Annotated in this window: 16 protein-coding genes; 9 read left to right on the forward strand and 7 right to left on the reverse strand. The window is 66.6% G+C overall.

Annotation, left to right across the window (positions count from 1 at the left end; all coding sequences use genetic code 11):
* Positions 1-71: 71 nt before the first annotated feature.
* Both glyA and J2Y55_RS09525 read right to left on the reverse strand, forming a co-directional pair.
* The gene (gene glyA, locus J2Y55_RS09520) at positions 72-1,370 is read right to left on the reverse strand and encodes a serine hydroxymethyltransferase (protein ID WP_310151274.1); all 1,299 of its coding nucleotides are present in this window, start codon (positions 1,368-1,370) and stop codon (positions 72-74) included.
* 133 nt (positions 1,371-1,503) lie between these two features.
* A complete protein-coding gene (locus J2Y55_RS09525; RefSeq protein WP_310151277.1) occupies positions 1,504-1,959 on the reverse strand; it encodes a helix-turn-helix domain-containing protein in 456 nt (151 codons plus the stop codon).
* Between the two features lie 69 nt (positions 1,960-2,028).
* Here J2Y55_RS09525 and J2Y55_RS09530 point away from each other — a divergent pair, with 69 nt between their 5' ends.
* Both J2Y55_RS09530 and nhaA read left to right on the forward strand, forming a co-directional pair.
* Positions 2,029-3,303, forward strand: a complete 1,275-nt coding sequence (locus J2Y55_RS09530; protein WP_310151280.1) for an MFS transporter — start codon at positions 2,029-2,031, stop codon at positions 3,301-3,303.
* Positions 3,304-3,501: 198 nt separating this feature from the next.
* Complete coding sequence (nhaA, locus tag J2Y55_RS09535; protein WP_310151284.1) at positions 3,502-4,713, forward strand: Na+/H+ antiporter NhaA; 1,212 nt, start codon at positions 3,502-3,504, stop codon at positions 4,711-4,713.
* A gap of 305 nt (positions 4,714-5,018) precedes the next feature.
* Here nhaA and J2Y55_RS09540 read toward each other — a convergent pair whose 3' ends face one another.
* The 4 genes from J2Y55_RS09540 to J2Y55_RS09555 all read right to left on the reverse strand — a co-directional run bounded on the left by J2Y55_RS09540 (position 5,019) and on the right by J2Y55_RS09555 (position 8,855).
* Positions 5,019-6,260, reverse strand: coding sequence for a L,D-transpeptidase family protein (locus J2Y55_RS09540; protein WP_310151287.1), 1,242 nt, complete (start codon positions 6,258-6,260; stop codon positions 5,019-5,021).
* Between the two features lie 315 nt (positions 6,261-6,575).
* Positions 6,576-7,088, reverse strand: coding sequence for a transcriptional regulator LdtR (gene ldtR / locus J2Y55_RS09545; protein ID WP_310151290.1), 513 nt, complete (start codon positions 7,086-7,088; stop codon positions 6,576-6,578).
* A 265-nt stretch (positions 7,089-7,353) separates the two neighbouring features.
* The gene (locus tag J2Y55_RS09550; protein ID WP_310151295.1) at positions 7,354-7,797 is read right to left on the reverse strand and encodes a DUF6163 family protein; all 444 of its coding nucleotides are present in this window, start codon (positions 7,795-7,797) and stop codon (positions 7,354-7,356) included.
* Positions 7,798-7,799: 2 nt separating this feature from the next.
* Positions 7,800-8,855 (reverse strand): enoyl-CoA hydratase/isomerase family protein, encoded by a 1,056-nt coding sequence (locus tag J2Y55_RS09555; RefSeq protein ID WP_310151298.1) that lies wholly within the window; start codon positions 8,853-8,855, stop codon positions 7,800-7,802.
* Positions 8,856-9,050: 195 nt separating this feature from the next.
* On the opposite strand from J2Y55_RS09555, the gene hemB reads away from it, so the two are divergent.
* The 4 genes from hemB (at position 9,051) to J2Y55_RS09575 (ending at position 13,538) form a co-directional block, all read left to right on the forward strand.
* Entirely contained in the window at positions 9,051-10,115 is a 1,065-nt protein-coding gene (hemB, locus tag J2Y55_RS09560; protein ID WP_404978870.1) for a porphobilinogen synthase, read from the forward strand.
* Positions 10,116-10,368: 253 nt separating this feature from the next.
* Positions 10,369-11,718 (forward strand): branched-chain amino acid ABC transporter permease, encoded by a 1,350-nt coding sequence (locus J2Y55_RS09565; protein WP_310151300.1) that lies wholly within the window; start codon positions 10,369-10,371, stop codon positions 11,716-11,718.
* Positions 11,719-11,731: 13 nt separating this feature from the next.
* Entirely contained in the window at positions 11,732-12,994 is a 1,263-nt protein-coding gene (locus J2Y55_RS09570) for a threonine ammonia-lyase (protein ID WP_310151305.1), read from the forward strand.
* A 70-nt stretch (positions 12,995-13,064) separates the two neighbouring features.
* Entirely contained in the window at positions 13,065-13,538 is a 474-nt protein-coding gene (locus J2Y55_RS09575; protein ID WP_310151308.1) for an RDD family protein, read from the forward strand.
* 148 nt (positions 13,539-13,686) lie between these two features.
* Here the strand turns inward: J2Y55_RS09575 and J2Y55_RS09580 are convergent, their stop codons facing one another.
* A complete protein-coding gene (locus tag J2Y55_RS09580; protein ID WP_310151311.1) occupies positions 13,687-14,517 on the reverse strand; it encodes a class I SAM-dependent methyltransferase in 831 nt (276 codons plus the stop codon).
* A 214-nt stretch (positions 14,518-14,731) separates the two neighbouring features.
* Here J2Y55_RS09580 and J2Y55_RS09585 point away from each other — a divergent pair, with 214 nt between their 5' ends.
* The 3 genes from J2Y55_RS09585 (at position 14,732) to J2Y55_RS09595 (ending at position 17,590) form a co-directional block, all read left to right on the forward strand.
* Positions 14,732-15,253: a TRAP transporter small permease subunit gene (locus J2Y55_RS09585; RefSeq protein ID WP_310151314.1), complete on the forward strand. Its 522-nt coding sequence runs from the start codon at positions 14,732-14,734 to the stop codon at positions 15,251-15,253.
* On the forward strand, positions 15,250-16,704 hold the full coding sequence (locus tag J2Y55_RS09590; RefSeq protein ID WP_310151317.1) for a TRAP transporter large permease subunit: 1,455 nt from the start codon (positions 15,250-15,252) through the stop codon (positions 16,702-16,704). The genes J2Y55_RS09585 and J2Y55_RS09590 overlap by 4 nt, the downstream gene beginning before the upstream one ends.
* A gap of 133 nt (positions 16,705-16,837) precedes the next feature.
* On the forward strand, positions 16,838-17,590 hold the full coding sequence (locus J2Y55_RS09595; RefSeq protein WP_310151320.1) for an arginyltransferase: 753 nt from the start codon (positions 16,838-16,840) through the stop codon (positions 17,588-17,590).
* Positions 17,591-17,654: the final 64 nt, after the last annotated feature.

Consider the following 17,654-nt stretch of genomic DNA (forward strand, 5'->3'; position numbering starts at 1 on the left):
TCGGCCTCCTTGCCGACATGTATGTAACCCCGTAGGGCAGTCGGATCAAGCCGCCCGACGAGACGCTATCTTCAGTAGATCGGGAAGCGCGCCGTGAGCTCGTGCGCCTTGGCCTTGACAGCCTCTTCGACCGCGCCGTTGCCGGCCTCGCCATTCGCCGCAAGTCCATCCAGAACCTCGGCGATCAGCTCGCCGACCTTCTTGAACTCGGCGACGCCGAAGCCGCGCGAGGTTGCGGCCGGCGTGCCCAGGCGAATGCCCGAGGTCACCATCGGCTTCTCCGGATCGAAGGGGATGCCGTTCTTGTTGCAGGTGATGTGGGCACGGCCGAGAGCGGCCTCGGCCGCCTTGCCGGTGACCTTCTTGGAGCGCAGATCGACCAGCATCAGATGGTTGTCCGTGCCGCCGGTGACGAGGTCGAAGCCCTTGCTCTTCAGCGTCTCCGCCATCGCCTTGGCGTTCTCGACCACGGCGCGGGCATAGATCTTGAACTCGGGCTGCAGCGCCTCCTGGAAGGAGACCGCCTTGGCGGCGATGACATGCATCAAGGGTCCGCCCTGGATGCCGGGGAAGACGGCCGAGTTGATCTTCTTGGCGATCGCCTCGTCATTGGTCAGCACCATGCCGCCGCGCGGGCCGCGCAGGGTCTTGTGCGTGGTGGTGGTGACGACATGGGCGTGCGGGAATGGCGAGGGATGCGCGCCACCCGCGACCAGCCCGGCGAAATGCGCGATATCGACCATGAAATAGGCGCCGACCTTGTCGGCGATCTCACGGAAGCGGGCAAAATCCCAGTGCCGGGCATAGGCCGAGCCGCCGGCGACGATCAGCTTCGGCTTGTTCTCGACGGCGAGGCGCTCCATCGCATCGTAATCGATGGTCTGGTCGACGACGCAGACGCCATAGGGCACGACCTTGAACCACTTGCCGGACTGGTTGACCGGGGCGCCATGAGTGAGGTGGCCGCCGGCGGCGAGGTCGAGGCCCATGAAGGTGTCGCCGGGCTGCATCAGCGCCATGAACACGGCCTGGTTGGCCTGGCTGCCGGAGTTGGGCTGGACATTGGCGAACCCGCAATCGAACAGCCGGCAGGCGCGCTCGATCGCGAGCTTCTCGGCGATGTCGACGAACTGGCAGCCGCCATAATAGCGCCGACCGACATAGCCCTCGGCATATTTGTTGGTCATCACCGAGCCCTGCGCCTCCAGCACGGCGCGCGAGACGATGTTCTCCGAGGCGATCAGCTCGATCTCGTCGCGCTGGCGACCGAGCTCGAGCTCGATGGCGCGGGCGATCTCGGGGTCGCTATCGGCAAGCGAGGCAGCGAAGAAGGAGTTCGAGAAATGCTTGTCGCTCGCGGCTTCGGTCATATCCGGCTCCTGCTGTAAAAGGTGGCCGCGCACGGCCCGGTCCCGTTGCCGCGTCCCGTATCATGGGGTGGAAATCTGTCCAAGCGATAGATGGTGCGGCTAACATGATGGCCAATCGCTGCGCCCCGGGGAGTCAGCGCCGCCGCGCCGGCTTCAGCCCTTTCCCCGGCTCCCCAAGGGAAGGGTGATAGACGAGCGTCCCCCGTGAGGCCGATTTCAGGAGCCCACGGAAGGTCGGGCATTCCAGATGCGTCGGCGCCGGGCAATCGGCGATATGGCGCAGCATGTCGCGCAGAGCGCCGAGATCGACGATCTGGCGCTGCAATTCGTCTGCTTTTGCATGAAACCGGGCTCGGGGCAGATCGGGCCGGCCATTCTGTCCGAACATGCCCGCGATCTCGACCAGCGAGAAGCCCGCCGCCTTGCCGAGGCCGATGAGCGACAGCCTCAGCAACACGTCGGCATCGAATTGCCGGCGCAATCCGCGCCGTCCGAGCGAACCGATCAAGCCGATCTCCTCGTAATAGCGCAGCGTCGAGGCCGGCACGCCGGAGCGTTGGGCCACCTCCCCGATATCCAGAATCGGCATGCTTGACCTCAAGTTGACTTGAACTTGTAGGCTCTCCCGAACGCAGGATTTCAGCAAGAGGAAAAAGCCATGCAAGATCTTCGTGCCGCGCAAGATTGTCGTGCCACGCCGTCGAACCCGATCTGGCGGGACCGGCGCACCGTTGCGCTGCTGATGGCGGCATCGCTCACCACGATGGCCAATGCCACGATCAGCCCGGCCCTGCCCGGGCTCGAGCGGCTATTCTCGGGCGATCCGAACGCCGCGATGCTGACGCGGCTGCTGGTGCCGGCGCCGGCGCTCAGCGTCGCCCTTTGCGCACCGCTTGCCGGGCTGGTGGCCGACCGGCTCGGGCGGCGCGCGATGCTGCTCTCCGGCACGATCCTGTTCGTGATCGCCGGATGCGCCGGCCTGGTCCTGCCCGATCTCCTAACGATCTTCACCAGCCGCCTCGTGCTCGGCATCGCCGTCGCTCTGATCATGACCGCGCAAACCGCCCTGGTCGGGGACTACTTCACTGGAAAGGACCGCAACGCCCTGACGGGCCTGCAGATTTCGGCGCGCAATTTCGGCGGCCTTATCTTCATCTCGCTTGCAGGCTGGGTCGCAACGCTGTCGCCACGCCTGCCTTTCGCCATCTATGGCCTCGCCGCCGCCTTCCTGCCGCTGATGTGGATCGCGATCATCGACCCGCCCCGATCGGCGCAATCCCCCAGTGCCAAGCCGGCGGACAGCGCCGCGGGACATCCGCCCTGGCGCGCGCGCCTCGCCCTGCTGGTTCTCCTGCAGGCGCTGACCAACATGATCTTCTTCGTCATGCCGACCCAATTGTCGTTCTTCCTGGAGGAGCGAGGCTATAACAGCGCCGCCATGACCGGCGCGGCGCTGGGCGTCCTGATGCTGTCGGGCGGCAGTTTTGCGCTGCTCTACCCGCGGATCCAGCGCATGATCGGCCATGTCGGCATTTTCGCCATCGGCTACGCCGCGATGGCGCTCGGCTTCCTGCTGCTCCCCTTCGCCACGACGGCCTCCACCTTCGCGGCAACCGCGGCGATCGGCACAGGCTACGCTCTGGTTTCGCCTGGCTTCATCGCGCTGGCGCTGGGTCTCGCGCCGCTCCGGCGCAGAGGGCTGGCAGGCGGGCTGCTGACCGCCTCCGTCTTCATCGGCCAGTTCTGCTCGCCGCTCCTGAGCACACCGCTGATCGCACGCTACGGCTTTGACGGGCTGTTCCACGGCGCCGCCTCGCTCCTCCTGGCAATGGCGATCACGGCCGGAGCGGCAGGAGGGCTGAGCTGGCTGCGCCTGCGGTCTGCTCTCACATCGCAGCGGATGTCGGTCTCGCCGCGATCATCATTGCCATGAGGAGCGCGGTCGAGGACCGGCCGGCCCCCGCCGAGCCTGTGCCGTCGCGGAAGCACGATCCGACTGCGCTACGGGGTGACATGCGCGCGCGCTCCCTTCAGAAAGGAGATGACTCGAGCCCAGAGCAGGATGCGAAGAAGCGGGGACCGGTTTTTCGCATTGATCCTGCTCTCACTCTTAGATGCGAGCCGCCCGACCGTGACCCCGGATACAGCCCACAGCTCTTCCGCGCCCGCCCGGCGCTCCCCGCTGAGCGCCTTTCTCGCCAGCGAAGCGGCAGGCGGTGTCCTCCTAATGGGGGTGGCGGCGCTTGCCCTCGTCGTCGCGAACTCCCCGGCCGCGCCGGCTTATTTCGGTGTGCTCTCCGCCTATGTCGGGGGCCTGAGCGTGCTGCACTGGGTCAATGACGCGCTGATGGCCGTGTTCTTCCTGCTCGTCGGGCTGGAGATCAAGCGCGAGTTCCTGGAGGGGCAGCTCTCCTCCTGGTCGCGCAGGGCCCTGCCCGGCATCGCAGCGCTGGGCGGCATGGTCGTCCCGGCGCTGATCTATCTCGCCTTGACCCGCGGCGATGCGGTCGCGATGCGCGGCTGGGCCATTCCCGCCGCGACCGACATCGCCTTTGCGCTCGGCGTCCTGGCCTTGCTCGGCCCGCGCGTGCCGGTCTCGCTCAAGGTCTTCCTGACGGCGCTGGCGATCCTCGACGATCTCGGCGCGGTCGCGATCATCGCGCTGTTCTACACCAGCGACCTGTCGCTGCCGATGCTGGGGCTGGCGGCTCTGTGCATCGCCGGGCTCATCGTCCTCAACCGCCTGAACGTGACGCGCCTGCCGGTCTATCTTGCCATCGGCACCCTGCTCTGGTTCTTCGTGCTGAAATCGGGCATCCACGCCACGTTGGCCGGCGTCGCCCTGGCGCTCACCATCCCGATCGGCGACGGCTCCGACAGCGACGAGCCCGAGCATTCGCCACTGCACATGCTCGAGCACGGCCTGCACCCTTGGGTGTCCTATCTGATCGTGCCGATCTTCGGTTTCGCCAATGCCGGTGTCTCTTTCACCGGAATGACGCCAGCGAGCGCGCTGGCCCCGGTGCCGCTGGGCATCGCTCTCGGCCTGTTCCTCGGCAAGCAGATCGGCGTCTTCGGCTTCGCCTGGGCCGCGGTGAAGACCGGGCTCGGGGCGCTGCCGGCCAAGGCGAATTTCGCGCAGCTCTACGGCGTAGCCCTGCTCTGCGGCATCGGCTTCACCATGAGCCTGTTCATCGGGGCGCTGGCCTTCCCCGGCAACCCCGGTCTCGGCGACGCCACCAAGATTGGCGTGCTGCTCGGATCGGTCATCTCGGCGCTGGCGGGGGCCGTCATTCTCAAGCTGGCGGGGCGGCGGAAGGCAGCCAGCCAAACGATCGTTTGAGATTCACTCAGCCCTCATCCTGAGGACCATTCCCTTGGGAATGGCGTCTCGAAGGATGCTCCAGGAGGCTCCCGAACCATCTGGAGCATCCTTCGAGACGGCCCTTTCGGGCCTCCTCAGGATGAGGGCTGGAGTTTCCAGAGGGCGCTAAGATCACGCACGGAACACGTCGTTATTCCGATGCTCCACACACAGCAGCGACCCCGGAATGACAGACAAAAAAAGCCCCGGACTGTTCGGTCCGGGGCTTTTCAGATCGGGAAGAAAGGCGATCTCTCAGGCGCTGTGACCTCAGATATGCTGCCTCAGATATCCTGGTCGCCGCGAAGCTGCGCCACCGGGGCCGGTCCGAGGCCGTCCTTGTTGTAGATGTCGTCGCGGAACTGCACGCCGCCATCGGGCGTCGCCCAGGCGGTGACATAGACCCAGTAGCACGGCACCGGATTGCTGATGCGGGCATTGATGCGCTCGCCCGATGCGATCGTGGCGTCGATCTTGGCGCGATCCCAGCCGGGGGTATCCTTGAGCAGCCAGGCGACATAGTCGCGCACGTTCTGGACGCGCATGCAGCCGGATGAGACGAAGCGGAAATCGTCGCCGAAGATGCCCTTCGCCGGCGTGTCATGCATATAGACGCCGTAGGGGCTTGGAATATTGATGCGGACGACACCGAGCGAATTGAAGTCGCCGCCGGGGTCCTGCCGGAAGGTGTAGCGCGTCGCCTCGTCGGAGTTCCAGTTGACCTGCGAGGGCTGGATCTCGCCATTGGGGCCGATGATGCGGATCTTGTTTTCGGCCAGATAGCCCGGCTCCTTGCGCATCTTCGGGATCAGATCCTTGCGGATGATCGAAGCCGGCACGGTCCAGGTCGGGTTGAAGTTGATCTCGGGGATCTTGGTCTGCAGCAGCGGCGACTGCCGGTCGATCTTGCCGACGCCGGCGGCATGGCGGGTCGCAACAACGCCGTTCTCGACCGTCTCGACCAGCGCGGCCGGGATATTGGCCACGACATAGCGGTTGCCGAGATTGCCCGACCAGGTGCGCAGCCTGACCACATTGGTCTCGAGCTGGCGGATGCGCCGGTCGATCGGCACGTTGAGCGCGGTCACCGTGGCGCGGTTGATGGCGCCGGTGGTGGACAGGCCGACCCGAGCCTGGAAGTTGCTTACGCCGGCCTCGACATAGGAGTCATAGACGTTGCTGGTGCCGGCATTGGCGTCGAGATCGCCGGTGATCACCAGGCGCTGCCGCAGCGCGACGACACCGGGACCGCTCGAGCCGACGCTCATCTTGTCGCCGAGCTGGAGCATCGGCCAGCCGCCGCGGGACGCGAGATCGCGATAGGCGACGATCGCAGCTTCAGTCGCCTGCAGCGATTCCGGCGAAAGCATCGGAGTATGCGAGCGCGCAACCGCGTTGCGCGCTCCGGAATCATAGCTCTGACGCCATTCCGCCTGCTGGGCGAAGGCTGGCAAGGCTGCGGTCGTCGCAGCGCCCGAAAGCAACGCGAGCACGGTCTCGCGGCGGGTCAGGCTCAAATTCGACATCGTATCCCTCATCCTCATCACGGCCCGGACCAACGCTGGACAGAAGCGCAAGCGCAGCACAGAAGCCGCCCGCCATTGGCGAGCGCCGGTTCTATGAACTACGCTCTCTTACCACAGTTAACGTCTTGTGATGAGCGAGGCATTTTTAGGGCATGGTCCCATTCAGCGCCATGCATGACCAGTATTCGGCGAAGAGGATCGAGCGCCGTGTCCCCCGCGCAACAGATCGGCCTGCGCTGGGGCGGCTCCGGCACGATGGAGGCCGGAGCGATCAGGCGCGGAAACGGCCCATGAAGGGCCGGTTGGCCGCGTTTTTCAGAGCTTGTAGCGGATCTGGTCGGTCCAGAAGCGCTCCAGCCGGAGCAGCGCGTTGTTCATGCGCTCGAAGTCGTCCGAGGCGATGCCGCCGATCTGCTCGACCGTCTGCACATGCTTGTCATAGACGCCCTTCACGAGATTGTGCACTTCCGTGCCCTTCTCTGTGAGGCTGATCCGGACCGAGCGCCGGTCGATCCGCGAGCGGGCATGGTGCAGATAGCCCAGCTCGACCAGCTTCTTGACGTTGTAGGAGACGTTCGAGCCGAGATAGTAGCCGCGCGTCCTGAGTTCGCTGGCGCTCAGCTCGGCATCGCCGATATTGTAGAGCAGCAGTGCCTGGACGCTGTTGACGTCATCACGGTTGCGGCGCTCGAACTCATCCTTGATGACGTCGAGCAGGCGGCGATGCAGCCGCTCCACTAGGGTGAGGGACTCAAGGTAGAGAGGCTTCACCTTGAGATCAACATCGCCGGCCACGGCAACAGCCGCAGTCTTTACGCTCGCTTTCATGGTATATCTCGCCTGTTGTCTATCGGCCGAGATTTTTCTCCCGGTCCGCTTCTGAAGAACACCATAGGCGGCGCGAATGAAAACGAGTTTAAATATCAGGATGAATCAGAGATTTAGCCGTTTCGGTGAATCCAAAGTGAAGCCAGAAACGCTTAAGCTAAAGCGTTTGTTACCATGACTCGACGGAGTCGATCGGTTGGCGAGGCATCGGGCCGAAAGGCGGGGACCGGTTTTCGGGGCAAGCCGATGCAGGATCAAAGCGAGGTCAGGAGTTCTCGTTCTCGGCGAGCCAGGTCGCCAGGAAATAGGCCAGGACCAGCGCGACATAGGTGCCGATCATCGGCGTCGTCATCGGCAAGAGCCGCGGGAAGAAGAAGCCGAGCAGGAGCTGGCTGATCGCCGCCAGCAGCCAGAGCACGCCGCCCCATGTGCTGGTCAGCCAGAGGCCGACGGCGGCAACGAGATCGATCACCGCGAAATAGACGATGATCGCCTGGAAGCTGAGCAGCCTCGCCTCGAACGGCATCTCCTCGATGCCCACGCCGAAGATCACGGCCCAGGCGAGCAACCCCTTGGCCATCCAGGCCACCGAGAGCAGGCGCAGGAGCCAGACGAGCACGAGGCGCCAGAGCGTCGGCCGGGCGCGCACGCCCGCCGCCGACGTCGCTTGCGCGCCTAGCATCGGCTCGCCATCGCCGCCCAGGCCCATCCTCAGGATTCCAGCACAAGTTCGTCCGCGCCGAGCGGCGCGAAATAGGCCTCGATCGCAGATGGCGAGACCGCCTCCAGCGAAGCCGGCTGCCAGACCGGCGCATGATCCTTGTCGACCACAACCGCGCGCACGCCTTCATAGAAGTCATGGCCGCGCACGATCCGCGAGACGATGCGGAACTCGGTCTGCATCGCCTGGGCGAAATCGAGCGTGGGCCCGCGCCGCATCTGCTCGAAGGCGAGCGCGATGCTGGTCGGCGATTTGGTGGCGAGCGTCTGCTGGACCTTGGCGGCGAAGGCGCTGCCGCCCTCAGTGGCCGCAGCCAGCTTCGCGCGGATCGCGGCGAGGTCCGGGGCGCCGAAGCAATCGGCGATGATCGCCCGGTCAGCCGCGAGCTTGGCCGGCCCTGGATCGGCGGCGAAGTCGGCGAGGATCTCATCGAGCGCGCCGGGCTTCGTCAGCGCATCCGCCAGTTCGGCCATCCCTGCGCTCGGCACGGCGTGGGTGGCGAGGCCGAATGCCAGCGCATCGGCCGCGCCGACACGGTCCCCCGTCAACGCCAGATAGATGCCGCTCGCGCCCGGCAGCCGCGGCAGCGCGAAGGTTGCCCCGACATCGGGGAAGAAGCCGATGCCGACCTCCGGCATGGCGAAGAGATAGCGTTCGCCGGCGATGCGGTGGCTGCCATGCAGCGAGATGCCGACACCGCCGCCCATGACGATGCCGTCGATCAGGGAGACATAGGGCTTCGGATAGCTCTTGATGCGGGCGTTGAGGATGTACTCCTCGCGCCAGAAGGTCAGCATCTCGGCATGGCGCCCTTCACGGCCGAGGTCGTGCAGATGCCTGATATCGCCGCCAGCGGAAAAGGCCTTCTCGCTGACGCTCGTCACAACGACGCGCGTCACCTGCGGATCGCGCTCCCAGGCATCGAGCGCACGGGCGAGCTTGCGCACCATGCCAAGGCTCAGCGCGTTCAGCGCCTTGGGGCGATTGAGGACGACGACGCCGGCCGCGCCGCGCACCTCGCAGATGATCTCGGCGTCCTGCGACATCAGGCAGTCATCCCTTGCGCGCACCCCTTGCGCGTTTCGCGGCGGTTCTGGGCTGCGCCGGGCGGGCTTGTCAACGCGCAGCCGCGCCCGGCGCATCCGGGTCTTGCGACCACCACCCTGTTTTGGAACCGTTCCGATGTGCTAAAGTCGGGTGAAATAGAACATCCCGCGCTCGGCGGGGCGGAGAGAGTTTCCATGGCATTTCGGGTTGTGCAGCCGTTTCCCGCCCCGCAGGCGCGGCAGGACGAGGCGTCCGCGCAAAGGGCCGACTCGCTTGGGCTGACGCGGCGCATGCGGCGCAATCGCAAGGCGGATTGGTCGCGCCGGCTGGTGCGCGAGAGCGTGCTGACCACCAACGACCTGATCTGGCCGCTGTTCCTGATCGATTCGTCGCAGGCGCGCAGCGCGATCGCCTGGATGCCGGGTGTCGACCGGCTCAACATCGAGGAGGCGGTGCGCCAGGCCGCTCACGCGGCAAGCCTCGGCATTCCCGCGATCGCGCCCTTCCCCTTCGTCGAGAAGAGCCTGCGCGACGCGACCGCGACCGAGGCGCTGAACACGCGCAATCTGATGTGCCGCGCCGTGCGTGCGATCAAGGCCGAGGTGCCTGAGATCGGCATCATCTGCGACGCGGCGCTCGACCCCTACACTTCCCATGGCCATGACGGCGTGATGGATGGCGAGAGGATCCTGAACGACGCCAGCGTCCACATCCTGACGCAGCAGGCGCTGGCCCTGGCCGATGCCGGCGCCGATGTGATCGCGCCCTCCGACATGATGGACGGACGCGTCGCCGCGATCCGCGCCGCACTCGACGCCTCCGGCCATGAGGAGGTGCAGATTATGGCCTATGCGGCCAAATACGCCTCGGCCTATTACGGGCCGTTCCGCGACGCGATCGGCACCAACGCCACGCTGATCGGCGACAAGCGCACCTATCAGATGGACCCGGCCAATTCCGACGAGGCGATCGCCGAGGTCGCGCTTGATCTCGAAGAAGGCGCCGATATGGTGATGATCAAGCCGGGTCTGCCCTATCTCGACATCATCGCGCGGGTGAAGGACCATTTCCGCGTGCCGACCTTCGCCTACCAGGTGTCGGGCGAGTACGCGATGATCATGGCCGCCTCCCTGAATGGCTGGCTCGACGGCGACAAGGCGATGCTGGAGAGCCTGACGGCCTTCAAGCGCGCGGGCGCCGACGGGGTGCTGACCTATTTCGCGCCGCGGGTGGCGGAGATCCTGAAGGCCGGCGTCTGAGCGGGCGCAGGCCCTCCCCGTCATTGCGAGGAGCGCAGCGACGAAGCAATCCAGGGAGGCGTCGAGCGAGCCCTCCTGGATTGCTTCGCTACGCTCGCAATGACGGGAAGGGCCTGCGCTCATCGGCGAATCTGCCCTACAGCGTCAGACCGAATATCGTATTCCGTCTGATGCTGTAGGGTTTTGCTTCTGCATCGGCTTGGCCCGAAAACCGGTTCCCACTTTTCGAGCCTATGCTCTAGCGTGGCGCGACATGCGCCCTTTCCTCCTGCCGATTCTGCTCGCTCCGATTCTGCTCGCCCTGGCCCTCGCAGGCTGCAGCGAGAGCTTCGACACCGACCAGCAGCGCCTCTGCCGTGAGGCGATCCCGCCGCTGAACCCGCCCGGCACGGAGATCGCGATCGACGGTACTGCCGCGGGCCCGCGCCCCAACGCGCTACGCATCCTCTACCGGGCTCAGACCGGGAGCGGTGCCGCACGGCGCCGCAGCATCGACTGCCTCTTCGCCGGCGAGGGCGCCGGCCTCCAGCGCGGCGCCTTGATCGGCATCGCCTCCGACGGCCGGCCGATGAGCGACGCCAGCTTCTACTTGCTGCGGCGCTTCTATCTCGAGGACCGAGCCGAGCCGCCGATCGACCCCGGAGCGCCGCGCACGGAGGATCTGCCGCAGATCCCACCCGCTTTGGCCTATGGCCTGCAGCAGGGCCTGAGCGCCCTGCCCTCGGCGGCGATCTACACGCTGCTCGCTTCTGCCTATGCGCTGATCTACGGGCTGACCGGGCGCATCATCCTGAGCTTCGGCGAATTCGCGGCGCTGGGCGCCTTGGCGAGCGTAGTCGGCGTCGCACTGATCCTCTCACTGTCATTGTCGACGCCGGCCTCCGGGCTCGCCATCGCCTTTGCGGTCGCGATCGCCGTCTGCGCCTTTCATGGCTTCGCCATGGGGCGCTTCATCCTGCGCCCGCTCGCGCGCGCCACGGGCCAGCAGATGCTGATCGCCACGATCGGCCTTGCCATCGCGCTGTCTGAGTATCTGCGGCTCGCGCAAGGGCCGGAACTGCGCTGGCTGCCGCCGGTCTTCAACGAACCCTGGTCGCTGGCCAGAGCGGGCAGCTTCGTCGTCACGATGACGCCGCTGGGCCTCGTCCTGGGCGTGATCGGCCTGGCGACCGCGCTTGGCCTCGTCCTGCTGATCAGGCTCTCGGCCTATGGCCGGGCCTGGCGGGCGGTCTCGGACGACCCCCGCACCGCCGCGCTGTTTGGCGTCGATGCGCAAGCCATCCACGACAAGGCGTTGATCCTGGCCTGCGCCGCCTGCGGCATCGCCGGCGTGACCGTAACCGCTGTCTATGGCGGCATGGGTTTTGCCGGCGGCTTCACCCTGGGGCTGAAGGCGTTGGTCGCCGCCATCCTTGGCGGCATCGGCTCCGTCGCAGGCGCGGCGGTCGGCGGAATTTGCATCGCGATCTTCGAGGTGGTCTGGTCTTCGACCATGCCACTCGAACAACGCGACATCGCCGTCTACGCCCTGCTCGCCGTCGTGCTGATCCTGCGTCCCGGCGGCTTTTTCGGCGACGGCGCGCTGGCGCCACGACATGTCTGAACGGAGCACGCGCATGACCCTGCAGGCAAAGCCGAACGAGCCCTTCGCGATCACGCCCGAGGATATCGAGGCGGCGGCAAGGCGCATCGAAGGGCATGTCCTGCGCACGCCGCTGGTGCCGGCGCCGCGCCTTTCCGAGCTCACCGGCGCAACCATCCTGGTCAAGCACGAGAACATGCAGGCGACGGCCTCCTTCAAGGAGCGCGGCGCGGTCAACAAGCTGCTCAGCCTCGATGAGGACGAGACGGCGCGCGGCGTCATTGCCATGTCGGCCGGCAACCACGCCCAGGCGGTCGCCTATCATGCCCGCCGCTTCGGCATCCCGGCGACGATCGTGATGCCCGAGACGACGCCCCTGGTGAAGGTCGAGAACACACGCTCGCATGGCGCGCGCGTCGTGCTCTTCGGCGAGACGCTCTACGAATCCGCGCAAAAGGCGCGCGAGCTGGCGAATGCCGAGGGCCTGGTCTTCGTCCACCCCTATGACGACCCTGCGGTGATGGCAGGCCAGGGCACAATCGCCCAGGAGATGCTCGACGACGACCCCGATCTCGACGTGCTGATCATCCCGCTCGGCGGCGGCGGGCTGATGGCGGGCAATGCAGTGGCCGCCAAGGCGCTGAAGCCCGAGATCGAGCTGATCGGCGTGGAAGCGGCGCTCTACCCCTCCTTCTTCAACGCCGTGAACGCCGAGGATCTGGCGATCGGCGGCGCGACATTGGCCGAGGGCATTGCGGTCAAGACGGTGGGCGTGCAGACGCTGCCGATCGTCTCCAGCCTGGTTTCCGACATCGTCCTGGTCGGCGAGGATCTGATCGAGCGCGCCGTCAACGCCTATGCCTGCCTCCAGCACACGCTGGCTGAAGGTGCAGGCGCGGCGGGCCTCGCCGCCATGCTGAAGGAACCGCAGCGCTATGCCGGCCGCAAGGTCGGGCTCGTGCTCTGCGGCGGCAATATCGACACCCGCCTGCTGGCGGCGATCATGGTGCGCGAATTGGAGCGCGAGGACCGCATCGTCGCCTTCCGCCTCACCACCAGCGACCGGCCGGGCCTGCTCGGCAAGGTCGCAAGCCTGCTCGGCGATCAGGGCGCCAATATCCTGGAGGTCAGCCATGGCCGGCTCTTCCTCGACGTGCCCGCCAAGGGCGTGAGCCTCGACGTCACGGTGGAGACGCGCGGAGCCGCGCATTCGCAGGCGATCGAAGCGATGCTGCGCGCCAACGGCTTCGCGCCGCATCGGGTTTTGCCGCGCGGGCTTGCGGAACCGGGACGCTGATCAAACATTGTGGGGAACGGCGCGGCTTTTTTCGGTTTCCCCCCGCGCCCGGAGCAGGACGACCCTTTCGATGAGCGACCCGCGCTACGGCCAATCCCCGATCACGCCGATCGACCCGCGCCCGTTACAGGACGTCAGCGGCGTGCTGAGCTCGCGGCTCTTCGCCTGGATCGGCGATATCATCATCCTGTTCTTCCTGGGCTGGCTGATCATCGTGCTGCTCGGCATCCTGGGCATCGTCACCTTCGGCGCGACCTGGCTGCTGATCCCGATCGCGACCGTCGCGACCGCGCTCGGCTATGCCGCGCTGACGATTGGCGGCCCACGCCAGGCGACCTGGGGCATGCGCATGGCGGGCCTCAAGGTCGAGACCGCCAATGGCGGGCGGCCCGATGGGGTCGCGGCCGCGGTGCATGCGCTGCTGTTTTATGTCGCGGCCGGAACGGTCGCGCTGTGGCTGCTCGATATCGGCTGCGGCTTCGTGCGCGCCGACCGACGCTTCGGGCATGATCTGCTGACCGGGCTGGTCGTGGTGCGCGGCTGAGAGCGCACAGCGTTTTCGAACGAGGTGGGCACCATGCCGTTTTGGCATGATCCAACAATTGGCATGGAACCGAGCGTCATCCTGGACGAGCCGCGTCAGCGGCGCAGCTCCGGGATGACGGCGCGTTTTCGAGCGAAGTGGGCAAACGTCAGAAACGGTAGCGCAGGAGCCGACCCAGTCTCGCCAGGGGCGCAATCGCGGTGAAGACGCTTGCCGCTAGCCGTGCCGGCCATGACATCCTGGCGAGCTGCCGCGGATCGTAGCCGTCCGGATCATAGGCCATCAATTCGGTCATCAGCTTCAGGCGCGGAACCTGCGCCTCGAGTTCGCGCGGGTCGTCGAGCGCCCAATGCAGCGTCGCTCCGGTCGCCCGGACCGAAGGCTGGTTCCCGATGAACCAGAGGCCAAGCCAGCTATAGCCGTCGAAGGCCAGTTCGCCGCTCGCGACATGCTCCGTCAGCCTGCGGAGCAGACGCGGCACCTCATCCTCGGCGATATAGGGCAGAAGCCCTTCGGCGAGGATAAGCGCCGGGCGGTCCGTCGGCACCTCGCCGAGCCAGGCCGGGTCCGTCACCGAGGCGCCGATCAGACTGTAGCCTGCGCGCTTCGGATAGAGGCGCCGGCGCAATGCGACGACCTCGGGATAATCGACATCGAACCAGGCGATGCCCGGCGGCGGATCGATCCGGAAGATCCGGCTGTCCAGCCCGCAACCGAGATGCAGCACGGTCGTATCGGGATGGTGCGCGATGAAATCGCGGGTCCAGCCGTCGAGGATATGAGCGCGCATCGCCACGCCGATCATCAGGTCGCGGTCGATCCTGAGCTTCGCGAAGTCGTAGTCGATCTTGCTGACGGCCTCGGCGGCAAAGCGGTCCTGCAGCAGGGAATCCGGCAGAAGGCTCTCTCCGGCCTTGCTGTAGAGCGTGATGAGGAGGGTTTCCTTTTCCTCGGTCAGCGAGACTTTCTCGATTGTCATCGCGATCCCCTCGCGGTCAGGGCGGCCTGAATCGGGCCCGTCGCGAAAATGGCCCCCTGCGGGGCACAACGCAACCGCGGCGCGAGCAGAGCAGCCTCCTACCGGCATGCCGCACATCCGCGCTGTGGATGGCCCAGGCTGGGCGGCAAAATCGCTTCGCGGGCACTCCCCGGCATGCTCTCGTATCGTCGTTCGGCATGGGGCTCATATCGGAATGGCGCAGTTCGTCGCGGTGATCGATCGCTTCATCCAGGCAAGCGTCGACGCGGCCCGCTGGCTGGCGCTGCCGCTGGTCGCGATCCTGTTCCTGCAATGGCCGCTGCGCGATCTGGTGAAGGCCGGGTCGCGCGAGGCCAATGATCTCGGGCAGTGCCTGTTTGCGCTCTATGTCGCGGTCGCCGTGACCGCAGCGACGCGCGCGGGCCGGCATCTCGCCGCCGATACGCTGGCGCATCACTTTGCGCCGGGAACGCGCGCATGCCTTGGCCGTGTGCTGGGGCTGGTCGCCCTGGCGCCCTGGGCCGTCTTTCTCCTGGTAACCGGCTTTTCCGCTCTCCTGAGCACGCTGGCGCAGCTCGAAGCTTTTCCCGACACCAGCAATCCCGGCTATTTCCTGGTCAAAGCCTGCGCCTCGCTCCTGGCCCTGCTGGTCCTGCTTCAGGCCATCGCAGACATCCTGCGCCGCGACGCCCCGGCCTGCGGGGCGCAGGAGCCGTGCAAGGCACAAGAGCCGTGACGCCCATCCTCGGCCTGCTCATGCTGCTCGGCGTCGCGCTCGGCGCCGTCGCAACCGGCCTGCCCGTCTGGGGCATCCTGATCGGCGTCGCCAATCTGGGTGCGGCCCTGGCCATGCTGACCGGCGCAATCGAGCCCGGCATCTTCTTTGCCCTGCCCAACCGTGTCGTCGGCCTGCTCGAATCCGACCTGCTCCAGGCATTGCCGCTCTTCGCCGCGATGGGTGCGTTGCTCAACCGACTGCCCCTGGCCGACACGCTGTTTCGCGCGGGCCTGGGCGTATCGGGCGGCCGCCCCACCGGCGCCCCGGCGGCGGCGCTCATGCTCGGCGCCGTGCTGGGGCCGATGAACGGTTCGGTCAGCGCGAATGCGATCGCGCTCACCCGTTCGGTCGAACCGGCGCTGACGCGCCGCCATGTCCGGCCAGCGGACCGGATCGCGCTGATCGCGGTCGCAAGCACGCTGGGTGTGCTGGTGCCCCCCTCGCTGGTGCTCATCCTGCTCGGCGATGCGATGATGACCGCGCACACCATCGCGCTGAACAGCACGGGCCGCATCGCGCGGATCGTCAACACGCAGGACGTGTTTCGCGGCGCCATGCTGCCGGCCGCGCTCTTCCTCGGCGCCTGCCTCGTCATCGCAACGGTTCGCGGCCTGCGGACGCGCGGCACCAGCACGCTGCGCGAGCGCCTGAGCCCGCGCGACTGGATCACCGCCGGAGCGACGCTCTGCTTCATCGCGACGCTGCTCGCTGGTGTCGCCAGCGGCGCCTTCTACGCGGTCGAGGCCGCGGCCATGGGCGCTGTCGGGCTCTGCCTTGCCGGCTGGCTCGGCGGCGGGCTGGACGGCCCGCGCCTGCGCGGCGCGCTCGACGACACCATCGCAATGACGGGCGCGTTGCTGGCCCTGCTGATCGCCGCCACGACCTTCACCCTCGTCTTCCGCATTCTCGGCAGCGACAAGCTGATCGCGTCCTGGATGAGCGCTGCCCCGGGTGGGCCGCTCGGAATCGTACTGCTCGGGCTCGGCCTCATCGCACTCGCCGCCTTCGTGCTCGACGCCTTCGAGATCATCTTCGTGCTGATTCCGATCATCATGCCGCCGATGCTGATGCGGGCCGATGACGCCGTCTGGGTCGCGGTGCTGACCCTGCTCGTGCTGCAGACGAGCTTTCTGCTGCCGCCGCTCGGCTATGCGCTGATGATGACGCGCAGCGCCGCCAGCGCCGCCGCGCCGCTCGGCGCAATAGCGAAAAGCCTCGCCCCCTTCCTGATCGCGCAGATGCTGATCGTCGCGGCCGTCATCGCCTGGCCCGCGCTGACGCATCCGGGCCGATCCAGCCAGGCTATCGCCGCGCAGCCGACCGCTTCGGAGGCCGATATCCAGCAGCGCTTCCAACAGATGATGCCGCCGCCGCTCGAGATGCCGGATCTGGGCCCACCCAAACTTTGAGCCGAGGCGTCCCGCGACTTGGCCAAAAAGGCTTAGCCCGACCATTGCCGTTCACGCGACGTTGCCATTTCCACCGAGCAGGAACATGATCTAGCATTCGCGGTCATCAGCAGCAGGTTCGAAGGTTCGAGACGTGACGCGCCCGTTGCGGGATGCCCCGCAATTTTACCTGACATCACCGACCACGTGCCCCTATTTGCCGGGGCGCGAGGAGCGCAAGGTGTTCACGCATCTCGTGGGCGCGCGTGCGCGCGACCTCAACGATGTGCTGAGCCAGGGCGGCTTCCGGCGCTCGCAAAGCATCGCCTATCGCCCGGCCTGCGAGACCTGCCGGGCCTGCGTCTCGGTGCGGGTCTGCGTCGACGACTTCCGTCCGTCGCGCAGCTTCCGCAAGGTGGCCTCGCGCAACAGTGACCTGGTCGGCCAGGTGCTGCCGCCGCAGCCGCGCTCCGAGCACTATTCCCTGTTCCGCTCCTATCTCGACGAACGCCACCCCGAGGGCGGCATGGCGACGATGTCGGCGCTCGATTTCGCGATGATGGTCGAGGACAGCCATGTCGAGACCTCGCTGATCGAATACCGTCGGCGCGGTCCCGATAGCGGCTTCACCGGCCGCGGCCAGGGCGATCTCTTCGCGATGGCGCTGACCGACACGCTGAGCGACGGGCTCTCGATGGTCTATTCGGTGTTCGACCCCAATCTGGAGGCGCGTTCGCTCGGCACCTTCATGGTGCTCGACCATATCGAGCGGGCTCGAAAGCTCGGCCTGCCCTATGTCTATCTCGGCTATTGGGTCGAGGGCTCGCCCAAGATGGCCTACAAGGCGCGCTTTCTGCCTCAGGAACGCCTGTCTCCCTTGGGCTGGGAACGCGTCGACCCATCCTAATTAAACCGATTGAAACGCATTCACGCCGCGCAAAAAACGCGCTTGCGGCAGCCTTGCCCTGCCC

This window comes from Allobosea sp. BE125, assembly GCF_031456075.1.
GTDB lineage: Bacteria > Pseudomonadota > Alphaproteobacteria > Rhizobiales > Beijerinckiaceae > Allobosea.

What these genes read in the sequence shown, in the direction of transcription:
- glyA (WP_310151274.1), bottom strand. Translation starts at nt 1,370, where the DNA reads ATGACCGAAGCCGCGAGCGACAAGCATTTCTCGAACTCCTTCTTCGCT.
- J2Y55_RS09525 (WP_310151277.1), bottom strand. Translation starts at nt 1,959, where the DNA reads ATGCCGATTCTGGATATCGGGGAGGTGGCCCAACGCTCCGGCGTGCCG.
- J2Y55_RS09530 (WP_310151280.1), top strand. Translation starts at nt 2,029, where the DNA reads ATGCAAGATCTTCGTGCCGCGCAAGATTGTCGTGCCACGCCGTCGAAC.
- J2Y55_RS09540 (WP_310151287.1), bottom strand. Translation starts at nt 6,260, where the DNA reads ATGTCGAATTTGAGCCTGACCCGCCGCGAGACCGTGCTCGCGTTGCTT.
- ldtR (WP_310151290.1), bottom strand. Translation starts at nt 7,088, where the DNA reads ATGAAAGCGAGCGTAAAGACTGCGGCTGTTGCCGTGGCCGGCGATGTT.
- J2Y55_RS09550 (WP_310151295.1), bottom strand. Translation starts at nt 7,797, where the DNA reads ATGGGCCTGGGCGGCGATGGCGAGCCGATGCTAGGCGCGCAAGCGACG.
- J2Y55_RS09555 (WP_310151298.1), bottom strand. Translation starts at nt 8,855, where the DNA reads ATGTCGCAGGACGCCGAGATCATCTGCGAGGTGCGCGGCGCGGCCGGC.
- hemB (WP_404978870.1), top strand. Translation starts at nt 9,051, where the DNA reads ATGGCATTTCGGGTTGTGCAGCCGTTTCCCGCCCCGCAGGCGCGGCAG.
- J2Y55_RS09565 (WP_310151300.1), top strand. Translation starts at nt 10,369, where the DNA reads ATGCGCCCTTTCCTCCTGCCGATTCTGCTCGCTCCGATTCTGCTCGCC.
- J2Y55_RS09570 (WP_310151305.1), top strand. Translation starts at nt 11,732, where the DNA reads ATGACCCTGCAGGCAAAGCCGAACGAGCCCTTCGCGATCACGCCCGAG.
- J2Y55_RS09575 (WP_310151308.1), top strand. Translation starts at nt 13,065, where the DNA reads ATGAGCGACCCGCGCTACGGCCAATCCCCGATCACGCCGATCGACCCG.
- J2Y55_RS09580 (WP_310151311.1), bottom strand. Translation starts at nt 14,517, where the DNA reads ATGACAATCGAGAAAGTCTCGCTGACCGAGGAAAAGGAAACCCTCCTC.
- J2Y55_RS09585 (WP_310151314.1), top strand. Translation starts at nt 14,732, where the DNA reads ATGGCGCAGTTCGTCGCGGTGATCGATCGCTTCATCCAGGCAAGCGTC.